Annotated in this window: 10 protein-coding genes; 9 read left to right on the top strand and 1 reads right to left on the bottom strand. The window is 46.2% G+C overall.

All coding sequences use genetic code 11. The annotated features are described in order from the left end of the window. The first annotated feature begins 68 nt into the window (after positions 1-68). From ABIB39_RS18770 to ABIB39_RS18785, 4 genes are read left to right on the top strand one after another with little or no spacing between them, the layout of a single operon-like run. Positions 69-1,226, top strand: a complete 1,158-nt coding sequence (locus tag ABIB39_RS18770; protein ID WP_354431720.1) for an acyltransferase family protein — start codon at positions 69-71, stop codon at positions 1,224-1,226. A 9-nt stretch (positions 1,227-1,235) separates the two neighbouring features. Beyond that, a complete protein-coding gene (locus ABIB39_RS18775; RefSeq protein WP_354431721.1) occupies positions 1,236-2,162 on the top strand; it encodes a ChbG/HpnK family deacetylase in 927 nt (308 codons plus the stop codon). A gap of 1 nt (position 2,163) precedes the next feature. Beyond that, positions 2,164-2,544: a hypothetical protein gene (locus ABIB39_RS18780; RefSeq protein WP_354431722.1), complete on the top strand. Its 381-nt coding sequence runs from the start codon at positions 2,164-2,166 to the stop codon at positions 2,542-2,544. Positions 2,545-2,551: 7 nt separating this feature from the next. After that, positions 2,552-4,084, top strand: coding sequence for an FAD-dependent oxidoreductase (locus ABIB39_RS18785; protein ID WP_354431723.1), 1,533 nt, complete (start codon positions 2,552-2,554; stop codon positions 4,082-4,084). A gap of 56 nt (positions 4,085-4,140) precedes the next feature. On the opposite strand, the gene ABIB39_RS18790 is transcribed toward ABIB39_RS18785, so the two are convergent. Beyond that, entirely contained in the window at positions 4,141-5,328 is a 1,188-nt protein-coding gene (locus ABIB39_RS18790; protein ID WP_354431724.1) for an MFS transporter, read from the bottom strand. Between the two features lie 126 nt (positions 5,329-5,454). On the opposite strand from ABIB39_RS18790, the gene ABIB39_RS18795 reads away from it, so the two are divergent. The 5 genes from ABIB39_RS18795 to ABIB39_RS18815 all read left to right on the top strand — a co-directional run bounded on the left by ABIB39_RS18795 (position 5,455) and on the right by ABIB39_RS18815 (position 13,436). Continuing rightward, on the top strand, positions 5,455-6,132 hold the full coding sequence (locus ABIB39_RS18795; protein WP_354431725.1) for a response regulator transcription factor: 678 nt from the start codon (positions 5,455-5,457) through the stop codon (positions 6,130-6,132). 101 nt (positions 6,133-6,233) lie between these two features. Further along, positions 6,234-7,607 carry a HAMP domain-containing sensor histidine kinase gene (locus tag ABIB39_RS18800; RefSeq protein WP_354431726.1) on the top strand — a complete coding sequence of 458 codons (1,374 nt, stop codon included), beginning with the start codon at positions 6,234-6,236 and terminating at the stop codon, positions 7,605-7,607. Positions 7,608-7,685: 78 nt separating this feature from the next. Next, a complete protein-coding gene (locus ABIB39_RS18805; protein ID WP_354431728.1) occupies positions 7,686-8,957 on the top strand; it encodes a TolC family protein in 1,272 nt (423 codons plus the stop codon). Positions 8,958-9,044: 87 nt separating this feature from the next. Next, on the top strand, positions 9,045-10,139 hold the full coding sequence (locus tag ABIB39_RS18810; protein WP_354431729.1) for an efflux RND transporter periplasmic adaptor subunit: 1,095 nt from the start codon (positions 9,045-9,047) through the stop codon (positions 10,137-10,139). A gap of 159 nt (positions 10,140-10,298) precedes the next feature. Next, entirely contained in the window at positions 10,299-13,436 is a 3,138-nt protein-coding gene (locus tag ABIB39_RS18815; RefSeq protein ID WP_354431730.1) for an efflux RND transporter permease subunit, read from the top strand. Positions 13,437-13,591 lie beyond the last annotated feature (155 nt).

Raw genomic sequence — 13,591 nt, forward strand, 5'->3', positions numbered from 1 at the left:
TAAAAATCAATTGATAAACCATTGCCGGTGGCCAGTACCGGGCTGTTTTACCTTTATTAGTATTACCAATGACCGCAAAAAAAGCCGATAATATCGCCGCATCCGATGGTGTAAACACCTCACCGTTTAGCTACGAGCGCCTTTATTCCCTTGATGCCCTACGTGGGTTTGACATGTTTTGGATCCTTGGGGGAGAAGAGATCTTCCACACCCTTGCCAAAGCTACCGGCTCGCCATTTTGGAAAACCATTGCCAACCAGTTTACCCACCCGGACTGGAATGGCTTTCATTTGTATGACCTCATCTTCCCGCTATTTTTGTTCCTGGCGGGCGTGGCAACCCCATACTCGACCGGCCGCGAGTTGGAGAAGGGCGCCACAAAAAACCAACTTCTTTTACGCGTTATAAAACGCGCGGCAATTTTGGTTTTGCTCGGCTTATTGGTGAATAACGGCTTAAAAACCCTGAAACCATTCGAAGAGATCCGCTTCGCATCTGTGCTTGGGCGCATTGGTATCGCTTATATGTTCGCCAATATTATTTACCTGTATGCCAACCGCAAATGGCAGATCGTTTTTTTCTGGTTCTTTATCATCGGGTACTATTTGCTATTAAAATTCACAGCTGCCCCAGGCTTCGCCCCGGGCGACCTTACCATGCCGGGCAACTTTGCATCTTATATTGATAGGCTGATACTGCCGGGTAAATTGTATCTGGGCATCCACGATCCGGAAGGGTTATTCTCAACCATCCCGGCTATCAGTACAGGGTTATTGGGTGTGCTTGCGGGTACATTACTTAAAACCGGGCATCAGCATAAAGGGCGCAAGGCATTTATACTGGCCGCTGTAGGTGTGGTGTTTTTGGTGCTGGCGCAGATCTGGAACCTCGACTTTCCAATCAATAAAAACCTGTGGACAAGCTCTTTCGTGTTGCATGTGGGTGGTTTAAGCTTGCTATTGTTAGCACTGTTTTATTATGTAATAGACGTGTTGGGTTATAAGGCCTGGGCATTTTATTTTAAGGTGATAGGTATGAACTCTATCCTGATCTACATCTCCAGCAAATTCATTAACTGGAACTATGCCACCAATGGTTTCTTCGGTTGGCTGGGCGAGGTGGTTGGTGAGCCTTACAATATAGTAGTAATGGCTATATGTTTTGTAATGGTGAAATGGATGTTCCTTTACTTCCTGTATCGTAAAAAGGCTTTCTTAAAAGTATAATCTATCAATATGAAAAATATAAAATACCTGTTCTGTTTAATGTTATGCGTTGGGTTGATGCAAACGGCACCGGCACAAATGTCTATCCAGATATTGCCTAAACTGATGCTGCGGTTAGACGACATCGGCATGAACCACTCCGTAAATATGGCCATGAAAAAAATGGCCGATACTAAAATGCCGTTCTCGGCCTCGGTGCAGTTTGCCTGCCCCTGGTACCAGGAAGCAGTAGAGATACTGAAGAAAAACCCACAGGTAAGCGTTGGCGTGCACCTTACCCTTACATCCGAATGGAAGAACTATCGATGGGGGCCAGTAACAGGCCGCGAAGCGGTACCTAGTTTGGTTGATGGCGTGGGATATTTCCACCAAAGCACAGGCGCTTTTGCCAAAAGCGGTTACAAGATAGATGAAGTGGAGAGGGAACTCTCGGCACAAATTGAACGCGCCCTGGCATCCGGGCTTAAAATCACTTACATCGACCCGCACATGGGCATCGCCCTATCAACCCCGGCATTGCGCGCGTTAACTGAGAAGCTTGCCCATAAATATAAACTGGCTATCTCAACGCTGAGCGAGCAGGTGTACCTGGGCGAAACCTATAAGGAAATGTGGGGCGAACCCGTTGTCACTAAAAAGAAAGCGTTTTTGGCTTATGTTACCAATAAACTAAGTAAGAACAGGCCAAACCTCGTGGTGATCCACGTTGCTCTGCAAGATTCGGAAATGAGCGCCCTGTTTGATATGAACAGCAGCATGATGAATACCAAAGCAGGCAGGCCGCTTACCGCCCTGCACCGCCAAACGGAACTGAACATGCTGTTATTGCCCGAGTTTAAAAAACTGATAGGACTAAAATTTGAACTGACCAACTACACCGAACTGGTAAAGGGGCGTGGCCTTGATGCCATGAAACTGGAAACTGTGAAGAATTGATATGGAAAGAAGGTTGTTTGTAAAACTATCGGCATTTACCGCTCTGGCGTTAACATTGCCATTTGCTGAGAGCTGTAGCAGAGGGCCTAAAGAAATGGCCGTTGCGCAGCCATTCGTATTCTCGCATTTGGTTGATGCAAAAACCATTAAAGAGGTTGGTGCCAATTACCTGGAAACTCACAGTGCCGAGCGCGACCGGAAAACGCTTTCGCAACTGCTTATGGGCGGCAAAGATGTAGCTAACTTTAAGCAAAACGAGATACAATCCATGCTTAAAAAGCAGGTAACTGCCGATTTTAAAGCAGGTAATGTAATACAAGTTAGTGGTTGGGTAATGGCGTTAACCGAAGCGCGCCAGTGCGCACTTTACACCATAATTTAGGATACTCATGCACATCGACGCGAGAAATATAGAGGATGATAGCCTGATAGAAGGCGATATATGTATAGTTGGCTCGGGTGCGGCAGGTATAAGCTTAGCGCTTGAATTTTTAAATACACCATATAAGGTAATACTGCTTGAGGGGGGAGGCTTTGAATATGAAAAGCAAATGCAAGACCTGTATAAAGGCAAAACTACCGGGCAGCGGTACTATCCGCTCGATTCGGCAAGGCTGCATTACTTTGGCGGAACAACAGGGCACTGGTCGGGCTTTTGCTCCACTTTCGACCCGATAGATTTTAAAGAGCGCGACTGGGTGCCGCATAGCGGATGGCCCATAACCCGTGATGATCTTGACCCGTATTACCCCCGCGCACACAAAAACCTCGACCTTGGCCCGTATGAGTACGATGTAGCATATTGGCAAAGTAAAGACCCGGAACTGAAGTCGTTGCCGTTTGAGGGCGATGCGGTTTACAATAAAATGTGGCAGTTTAGTAAACCTACCCGCTTTGGCACCAAATACCGCGATACTATTGTTAAGGCGCCTAATATCCACCTGTATACCTACGCCAACGTTACAGATATTACCGCCAATGAACACGCCACCGCCATTACGCAAGTAACGGTAAAAAACCTTGCGGGCAAGCAGCATACAATTAAGGCAAAAGAATTTATTATTGCCTGCTGCTCCATCCAAAATGCCCGTTTACTGCTGGCATCAAATAAACAAATACCAAGGGGCCTGGGCAACCAAAATGATAATGTAGGCCGCTATTTTATGGAGCATCTCGAGATAAAATCGGCAGAGTTGTGGCTTACCCGGCCCGATGTATTAAAACTATACCATTGGGAGTGGGAGATAACCAAAGCCCGCGCCGAACTGGCCATTAGTGAGAATATGCAGCGCAAACATAGGATTTTGAACGGAACAGCGTCACTTATTCCTTTGGATATCGCCAAAAAGCAAGCCGCCTTTATAGATATTTGGTCGGCCGATACCGCGCAAACTAAAAAGAACTTTGCCAAATTTGAAAAAGTCGGGAAGGAGGGCGCGAAAAAAGAAGGCCACAGTTCGTACCAATTGTTTACCCGGATAGAGCAGGCTCCAAACCCCAACAGCCGTGTTACCTTAGATACCGAAAAAGATGCTTTGGGTGTACCAAGGGCTATGCTGCACTGGGAGCTTACACCGCTGGAAAAGCATAGTTTGCGGGGCATCTACAAAATTATTGGCGAACAGATAGGCATCGCTGAAGCCGGCCGTGTTAGGTTAATGGAATATCTGCGTGACGAGAGCGATAATACCTGGCCCGAGTTTACCGGCGGTGGCTGGCACCACATGGGCACTACCCGCATGGCAGCCGATCCTAAAAAGGGCGTGGTAGATGCCAATTGCAAAGTGCATGGCATTGCTAACCTGTATATGGCGGGTGCATCCTGTTATGCAACGGCAGCCGCGCCAAATCCAACTTTAACATTGGTGGCATTATCTATACGCCTGGCAGATCATGTAAAGCAGAAGATTGACGCGGTTTAAATTACTGCCCGCTGTGAGAGTCACGCTCGCACCATTATGCCAGTAATTTAGAGAAATTAGGCCCGTACGCTCGACTTTCCTCGGCCCGATACCATTACAATAGCTATTGCAATAACCCCCCAAAGCAGCATCTGCCAGGTACTCATATCCCATTCGCCAAGCTTCCAGGATAGCAGGCCGAAGTATGTGCCTGCCGAGCCGCCGATAAAGTAGGTGGTCATGTAGATGGTGTTCAGGCGACTGTGCGCATGCTCGTCAAGGGCATAGATGCGGGCAAAGTTGGTTATCTGGGTAGCCTGCACGCCTATATCTAAAAAGAAGATGGCGATAATAAGCGCCACAATAGAGTATGGGAAGATCTTGATAAGGATGACGCTGGCGATGATCATCCCAACAGAAATTAACAACGAGCGGTGCGTGTTACCTTTATCGGCCAATTTGCCAAACCACGGGGCAACCAGTGCGCCGCCAATAGCTATAAAACCAAACAACCCAATGGTACTTGCCGTATAATTTAACGGCGAATTGCTGAGGTGGAAGGTAAGGGTTGTCCAAAAAGAGCAGAAGATCCCGAAGGTGAAAAAGCCAAGCAAGGCAGCTTGTCGTAGTATTTTAAACTCGCCAACTAATGATAATGCCGACTTTAACAACCCCACATAATTACCTTTAAATTTTGGCGGTACGTTGGGCAGGTAAAGTTTTAGCAGTATAGCAACAACAAATACCATCCCTGCAGAGATGCCGTAAACAAAACGCCATCCCAGCCAGCCGGCAATTAACCCGCTGATAACCCTTGCGCCTAAGATACCTACCAGGACGCCGCTGAAAACCTTGCCCACAGTTTTGCCGCGGTTAACGCTATCTAATGTAGCCGCCATCGGCATCAATATCTGGGCAGATGTAGCAAACAGGCCCACCAGTATGCTCAGCGCATAAACCTGGTATAATTGTGTGGCAAAGCTAAACCTGGCAAGCGCTACCATTAGTAAAGTGCTCAATAATAAGATCAGATTTTTGCGGTTCACCTTATCCCCAAGGGGGATCAAAAAGAACATACCTAAGCCATAACCTAACTGCGCAAACATTGATACCTTACCAATTTCGGAACCTGAGGCATGTACTGATTCGCCGATATCTTTGAGGATGGGTTGGTTATAATAGATGTTGGCTACTGTAACACCGGCCGCCACGGCCATTAAGGGGATTATAGCGGGGTGTAATTTTTGGGTGATGGTAGCCGTCATGCCGCAAACGTAAGCAAATGTGTATCGCCATCAAATGCAAACAAGAGTTATATGGCGTACAATGTATATTTGTGAAAGTAAATTGACAAACCGCCATTTATTTTCATATTTGAACAAATACTAAGAATGATCAGGATTTGTGTTGTAGAGGATGAAGAGAAAGTTTCATCATTTATAAAAAAAGGCCTTAACGAGCACAACTACGAAGTGGATATTGCCGATACCGGCGAAGCCGCATTGGAGATGGTTCAGGCGAATGATTACAACCTGCTGATACTGGACGTGATGCTGCCCGATATAAGTGGTATTGAAATTTGCAGGCAGATACGCAAGCATCAGCCACAATTGCCCGTACTAATGTTAAGCGCTTTAGGCACTATAGACGATAAGGTGAACGGTCTTCATTCCGGCGCGGACGATTACCTGGTAAAGCCGTTCCACTTTAACGAGTTGCTGGCCCGGATTGAAGCCCTGCTTCGCCGTAAAAAGCTTACCGATGGCGACAGCCATATCCTAAGTTTTGGCGGATTAAAACTCAATACCTGGGACAAAACCGCCGAGCGCGAAGGCAAGCAAATAAACCTTACCGCAAAGGAGTATAGCCTGCTGGAACTGCTGATGAACAATCCCGGCAAGCTGCTATCCCGCGAGTATATTATGGAACGGGTGTGGGGCATCAACTTTGATACAGGCACCAACATGGTGGATGTATATGTAAACTACCTGCGCAACAAGATCCAGAAAGGATTTGATAAAAAACTCATCCATACGGTAATTGGGATGGGGTATATATTGAAAGATTAAGAGAAGCCTTTCCCAAACTCTTCCCGGAAGCAGGGCTTAATAGATTTTTAAAGATTTTTAAAAAGTCTCCCCTATCGGGGGAGATTTAGAGGGGGCTAATAATGAAAATAAAAACCCGTTTATCGTTATACTTTACGCTCATAAGTTCGGGGGCGTTGCTGCTTGTTTTGGTGGCATTGTACATAGCCGTGTATTCGTTTTTTACTGCCGATTTTTATAGCCGCCTTACCGACCGTACCAACCTTGCATCCCAACTTTATTTAAAGGCAGATGAACTGGCTGCCGACAGTATGCTGCAGATACAGGAGCAATACCTGGAGAAATTGCCCGATGAAGCCATCCGCGTTTATGATAAAGACAACGTATCTGCCTTTAAGGTAAAACATAATATATATTGGACACAAAGCATTATTGAACAAGTACGCCGCGACGGAAGCATCCAATACGAGGAAGGCAACAGGCAGGTGGTGGGCAAATTTTACCGTGATAACCAGGGCGATTTTGTGATACTGGCTTCCGCGGTTGATGAAAACGCGCCACGGCGTATGGTTGTTTTAGGTGAAATAGCGGGTGTGTTGTTTGTGGTATTTGGGGTGATATTATTTTTTGCGGGGCGGATGTTCGCGCAAAGGGCGCTCTCGCCGGTAACAAAGATCATCTCGCAGATCAGGGATATCCGGTCCAGCAACTTGCACATGCGGGTTACCCAGGTAAAAAGTAAGGATGAGATTGCCGAACTGATAGCTAATTTTAACAGTCTGCTGGCACACTTGCAAAACGCGTTCGAGTTGCAGCAAACTTTTGTAGCCAATGCATCTCACGAGTTGCGTACACCGCTAACCAGTATTATTGGCGAAGTAGAACTTGCGCTGGAGAAAGACCGCGACAAAGCGGAATATGAACGCATTTTGTCGTCAATAGCCATAGATGGCGCGCGGTTGCAGGAAACTATTACAAGTTTAATGGAGCTTGCACAGGTAGATTTGAATTACACCCAGGCCAAGCTAAGCCCCGTTAGGGTTGACGAGTTGATTTGGGAACTGGAGGAACAATGGTCGGCCAGGAAAGGGGCGGGGATGCTGAAGATCCGGTTGGCAGCTTTGCCCGAGGATGAAGAGGTGTTAACCATCCCGGCCAATAAATCTATGCTGTATATCGCGCTGAACAACGTCATTGACAACGCCTTTAAATATTCGGAACCATATCCCGTTACGCTAAGCTTTGAAGCCAATGCATCGCACATTAAAATCGCAGTAAGTGATCATGGCCCGGGCATTAGTAAAGAGAACGCGGAGAAGATATTTAACCCGTTCTTTCGTGCAAACCGGGATAAAAACATTGCCGGCAGCGGCATCGGCCTTTATATCACCAGTAAAATAATAGAATTGTTTAAGGGCACTATCGAGGTAACGTCTGACGGACAGGCTGGTAGCACTTTTGAGGTGCAATTTTTGAAAAACAATGCCTCAGCCTAATTCTAATGGTATTCTAATTTGCTTTTAATGTGCTTCTAATACAGGTGCGATAGTTTTGGTACTATCAAACAATAGCACATGTTACGTATATATTATAGAATTTTCATTCTGTTTGCCCTGGCTTTTATGATCGGGCAAAAAGCCTCCGCACAAACTGACACGCTTAAGGTAAACTTTAAAGATGCAGAGAAACTATTCCTGCAAAACAACCTGAGCCTGATAGCCCAAAAGTATAATGTTGATGCCACGCAGGCATTGGTTAAACAAGCCAAACTTTGGGATAACCCCGTACTAAGTACTGACCAGAACATTACCGACGCCAACAAAAAGTTTTTTGACCACAGTAACGGTAACGGCCAAATACTGGTACAACTGAGTCAGGTTTTTAAGACAGCCGGCAAACGCGGCAAGCAGGTACAAATTGCTAATGATGATGTAAACATCCAGCAGGCACAATTTAATGATTTGTTGCGGAATTTGCACTACAACCTGCTCTTAGATTTTTCGCAGGTGGCCAACCTGATAGACCAGCGTAAAGTTTACCAGACCGAGATAGCGTCGGCTACCAATATGGTGAACGCTACAGATAAATCTTACCAGGCAGGTAATAACTCTCTTAAAGACCTGATACGTTTAAAAGCCTTATTATTTGGTTTGCAGAATGACCTTGTTGAAATAGACCGCCAGATAAACGACCTGCAAAGCGAATTGAAAACTTTGTTGGTTGCTAATCAGGAACAATTCATCGCCCCGCAAATAACTTTTAATAATACAGATACCACGCTCAACGCAAATGACCTATCTGCTCTTGCAAAAGCAAACCGTGGCGATTACCTGGCTAACCAATATCTGTTAGATCAAAACAACCATAACCTGTCGCTGCAAAAAGCGCTGGCCGTGCCGGATGTTACCATTGGTAGCACGTTTGACCAAAATAGTAGCTACGCCCGCAACTTTGTGGGTTTAGAGATCAGCCTGCCGTTGCCCATCTTTAACCGTAACCAGGGTAATATCAAAAACGCGAAACTTGCTGCCCAAAGCCAGGAATACACGCTAAAGAACAGCGAACTACAGGTGAAGAACGATGTGTATTCGGCAGTGCAACAATACAAGCTTAGCCAGCAATTGCTTGGCAACCGCGAGAATGACTTTTACGCCAAGTACGATCAGTTGTTTAAGGGGATGTCTAAAGCTTACCAGCTGAAGCAGATTAACCTACAGGAGTATGTAGACTTTTTCGATTCTTACCGGGAAACCAAGATCAAAATTTTACAGCAGCAGCTAAACCTGCAAAAGGCCATCGCCGACCTCAACTTCGCGGTAGGCACAACAGTAGTAACACCGCTTTAAAAAGCCTCACCCCGACCCTCTCCAAAGGAGAGGGAGGTAGGAACAAAGTTTAAATATATCTCAATCAATAATAGCACTAACATATAAATGAAAAAGCACATCATATACTTAGGCCTGGGTTTAATTGGCCTTAGCGCTTGCCAGGAAAAAAAGACTGGCACTATGGAGACCAAACAGGTTTGCATAAGCGATTCGTTGCAAAAGATGATCAAAATAGATACCGCCAAAAGCAAGCCCATGAAAGATGAGCTTGCACTATCGGGCGAGGTATCATTCGATGAAAATAAAGTGGTAAAGGTGTTCCCTTTCACCAGCGGGCAGGTAATGGAAGTTAAGGTTTCCCTTGGTGATAAAGTAACCAAGGGCCAAACGCTTGCCATTATCCGCAGCGCGGATGTTGCAGGTAGCTATACCGACCTAAGCACTACAAAATCTGACCTGGCCATCAACAAACGCCAGTTGGAGCAAGCCGAGTACCTGTACAAGAACGGCATCTCCAGCGAGCGTGATTATACCGAAGCAAAAGAAAATTATAATAAGGCGGTAGCCGCGAATAGCAAAGTCCGCGACCAGATTGCTATTAACGGCGGTGGCAATACCAGCGCCAGCGGCTCGCTTATTATAAAGGCACCGGGCAGCGGTTACATAGTAGAGAAAAATATCTCGGCAGGTAACTTTATCCGCCCGGATAACGCGAATAGCCTTTTCACCATATCTGATATGAAGGATGTGTGGATTTGGGCAAATGTGTTTGAGACAGACATTGCCAAGGTTAAAAAAGGTTACGATGCTACAATAACAACACTGGCCTATCCCGATAAAGTATTCAACGGTAAAATAGATGAGATAAGCTCGGTACTTGATCCGGATAACAAGGTAATGAAAGTGCGTATCGCGTTATCCAACAATGATATGTTACTGAAGCCGGAAATGTTCACCAATGTGCTCATCACCAATAAAGAAGGCTCAAACTCGGTAGCCATCCCGGCTGCGGCTGTAATATTCGACAGCAGCAAAAACTACGTCGTGGTTTACAACAGCAAGTGCGACCTGCAAGTACGTCCGGTAAACGTGATAAAAACGGTTGACGATATTACCTATATCGCATCGGGCTTAAAGGCTGGTGATAAGGTGATTTCTAAAAGCCAGTTGCTGCTTTACAATGCTTTAACGGAGGATTAAGAAGAGAGTCAGGACTTAAGAATCATTAATAGAATCAAGATGTAAGAGTCAAGAGTCAAGAATCAAGACAATTAGAATTAAGACATAAGAGTTAAGAAGCAAGACAGAATTAATTTAAGATGTCGTCGCTCTTCGCTCCGGCTCCTTAAAAATATAAAAATGAATAAGCTAATTAAAAATATCATATACTACTCGCTCAGGCACCGGGCGATGGTATTCTTTTTGACTGCGGTGCTGGCTGTATTGGGCGTCTGGAGCTACTTGAATACCCCTATCGAGACGTTCCCGGACGTTACCAATACGCAAATCATCGTAATTGCCCAATGGCCGGGCCGTAGTGCCGAAGAGGTGGAGAAAATGATCACCATACCCATGGAAACCGTTTTAAACTCGGTACAAAAAAAGGCTAACCTGCGTACTACTTCATCATTCGGCTTATCATACCTGCGCATCATTTTTGATGACGATGTGGATGATGCCTTTGCCCGCCAACAGGTGCTGAGCCGCCTGCAAAATGCCGACCTGCCAGATGGTGTTAAACCCGAGGTTGAGCCGCCATACGGCCCAACCGGCGAGATCTACCGTTACACGCTTAAAAGCAAAACCGAATCTATCCATGACCTTACCGCGATACAGGATTGGGTATTGGACCGCCAGTTTAAATCTATCCAGGGTGTTGCCGATGTAAATAGCTTTGGTGGCGAGGAAAAAACTTACGAGGTGAGCGTAAACCCGCAATTGCTTCAAAAATATGGGTTAACATCCCTAGATGTGTATAACGCCATTAACCGCAGTAATATTAATGTGGGTGGCGATGTTATCGAGAAGAACGACCAGGCCTTTGTAGTGCGTGGTATCGGTTTGATCAACAACGTCAGCGAGATCCAGAACATCATCATTAAAAATGTAAACAACGTACCTATTCTGGCGCGCAACGTTGCCGAAATTAAGGAAAGTGGCCTGCCACGCCTTGGGCAGGTAAGCCGCGACAGGCAGAAGGATGTGATAGAAGGTATCATCGTGATGCGCAAAGGCGAAAACCCTGCGCTGGTGCTTGATAAGATCCGCGAGAAGGTGAAAGACCTGAACGAGAACATCCTGCCGAAGGATGTTAAGATAGATACCTTTTACGACCGTACCAACCTGATGGATTTTTGTACCGAAACGGTGATCCATAACCTGTTGGAGGGTATCGTATTGGTAACCGTTATCGTGTTCCTGTTTATGGCCGATTGGCGCACTACCTTAACCGTAGCCATCATTATCCCGCTTGCATTGCTTTTCGCCTTTATATGTATGCGCATTAAGGGGATGACGGCCAACTTACTCTCGATGGGGGCGGTTGATTTCGGGATCATCATAGATGGGGCCGTGGTGATGGTAGAGGGCATTTTCGTAGCGCTCGACCATCGCGCCAAAGAACTTGGTATGGAGAAATTTAACAAGATTGCCAAGCTTGGTTTGTTTAAGAATGTAGGTGCCGAAATGGGCAAGGCTATCTTCTTTTCCAAGCTGATCATCATTACTTGTTTGATCCCCATCTTCGCGTTCCAAAAGGTTGAGGGTAAAATGTTCTCTCCGCTGGCCTACACTTTGGGTTTTGCCTTGTTGGGCGCGTTGATATTTACCCTTACGCTGGTGCCGGCACTATCCAGCATATTGCTCAAGAAAAACGTACGGGAGAAGCATAACCCGTTAGTTATATTCTTCGAGAATGGCATCCGCAGGATGTTTGGCTTCACCTATAAAAACCAAAAACTGAGCCTGCTGGTAGCGCTTGCCTTTATGGTGATCACCTTCTTCTCGGCTAAGTTCTTAGGAACAGAATTTTTGCCCGATTTAAATGAGGGCGCCCTTTGGGTTGAGGCTGAGCTACCGATGAGTGTATCGCTAAACCAGGCCGAGCACATCAACCAAAAGATGATGCAGATTTTGGAGAAATTCCCCGAGGTGAAGCAAACGCTTGCCCAGGTGGGCCGCACCAATGACGGTACCGACCCTAAGGGTTTCTTTAACGTGCAGATCCAGGTGGATCTGAAAAATAAAAAGGACTGGCCAAGCGGCTTATCCGAAGAGGCTTTGATAGACCAGATGGATACCCAGCTGCGTAAACTGCCGGGCATCGTATTCAACTACTCGCAACCTATCCGCGATAATGTGGACGAGGCCGTAGCCGGTGTAAACGCAAGTATGGCCGTCAAGATCTTTGGATCGGACTTTGAAACGCTCGACCATAAGGCCGACGCGGTAATGAAGGTGCTGAAAAATATACAGGGCGTAGACGATTTAGGCGTGCTGCGTAACCTTGGCCAGCCTGAGTTTAGGATAGAGCTTGACCAGCAAAAGATGGCGCTGTATGGCGTTGCCACTGCCGATGCAAACTCGGTTATTGAGATGGCGATAGGAGGTAAAGCTGCGACACAATTATACGAGGGCGAGCGTAAGTTCGACATCCGCCTGCGCTACCAAAAGCAGTATCGCGATACCGAAGAGAAAATAGAGAACCTGATGGTACCTACCATGAATGGCTCAAAAATATCCATTAAGGAGATCTCGACCATAAAACAACTGACCGGCCCGGCGTTTATCTTCAGGGATAATAACACGCGCTACATAGCAGTCAAATTTAGTGTGCGTGGCCGCGACCTGGGCAGTACCATTGCCGAGGCGCAACAAAAAGTAAATGCTGCTGTAAAGCTTGATAAAGGTTATGCCTTTACCTGGAACGGCGAGTTCGAGAACCAGATCCGTGCATCAAACACATTGGCCCACGTGGTGCCTATTTGTTTATTGGTGATCTTCCTGATACTGTATGTAACCTTTGGTAATGCCAAAGATGCCATGCTCACCATTATGAACGTACCATTCGCGCTGATAGGCGGGATATTGGCGCTGCACATTACGCATACCAACTTCAGCATCTCGGCCGGTATTGGTTTCATAGCCTTGTTTGGGGTGTGTATCCAAAACGGTGTGATCCTGATCTCGGTGTTCCGGAAGAACCTGGAAGAGCATATGACGCTTGATATTGCGTTAATGGAAGGTGTAATATCGCGTGTGCGCCCGGTGGTGATGACCGCCTTGATGGCCGCAATTGGCCTGATGCCTGCCGCCTTATCAACCGGGATAGGCTCCGAAACCCAAAAACCCTTGGCCATTGTGGTGATAGGGGGCTTGGTTACCTCAACTATTCTTACCCTCTTAATATTACCTGTTATTTATGCTATGGTTTACAAGTTGATCCACAGGCGCGAAAACCGGAAACTATTAAAAAGGATGGGCGTAGTTAGTGCTTAGTTTATTGTTTGAAACATTGCGCCCTAAAATGAACCGCGAGGGTTTATTTTAGGGACCGCAATGTTATTGATTTAATCAGGCCTGACTAATAAAAGCAATAAGCCTGCAGTAAAATACTGCAGGCTTATTATTTTTATAGCATTGTATGTTTTAAT

It is taken from the genome of Mucilaginibacter sp. UYP27 (assembly GCF_040547175.1).
GTDB lineage: Bacteria > Bacteroidota > Bacteroidia > Sphingobacteriales > Sphingobacteriaceae > Mucilaginibacter.

Coding starts and splice junctions, on each gene's coding strand:
- ABIB39_RS18795 (WP_354431725.1), top strand. CDS start 5,455: ATGATCAGGATTTGTGTTGTAGAGGATGAAGAGAAAGTTTCATCATTT.
- ABIB39_RS18805 (WP_354431728.1), top strand. CDS start 7,686: ATGTTACGTATATATTATAGAATTTTCATTCTGTTTGCCCTGGCTTTT.
- ABIB39_RS18800 (WP_354431726.1), top strand. CDS start 6,234: ATGAAAATAAAAACCCGTTTATCGTTATACTTTACGCTCATAAGTTCG.
- ABIB39_RS18810 (WP_354431729.1), top strand. CDS start 9,045: ATGAAAAAGCACATCATATACTTAGGCCTGGGTTTAATTGGCCTTAGC.
- ABIB39_RS18785 (WP_354431723.1), top strand. CDS start 2,552: ATGCACATCGACGCGAGAAATATAGAGGATGATAGCCTGATAGAAGGC.
- ABIB39_RS18780 (WP_354431722.1), top strand. CDS start 2,164: ATGGAAAGAAGGTTGTTTGTAAAACTATCGGCATTTACCGCTCTGGCG.
- ABIB39_RS18775 (WP_354431721.1), top strand. CDS start 1,236: ATGAAAAATATAAAATACCTGTTCTGTTTAATGTTATGCGTTGGGTTG.
- ABIB39_RS18815 (WP_354431730.1), top strand. CDS start 10,299: ATGAATAAGCTAATTAAAAATATCATATACTACTCGCTCAGGCACCGG.
- ABIB39_RS18770 (WP_354431720.1), top strand. CDS start 69: ATGACCGCAAAAAAAGCCGATAATATCGCCGCATCCGATGGTGTAAAC.
- ABIB39_RS18790 (WP_354431724.1), bottom strand. CDS start 5,328: ATGACGGCTACCATCACCCAAAAATTACACCCCGCTATAATCCCCTTA.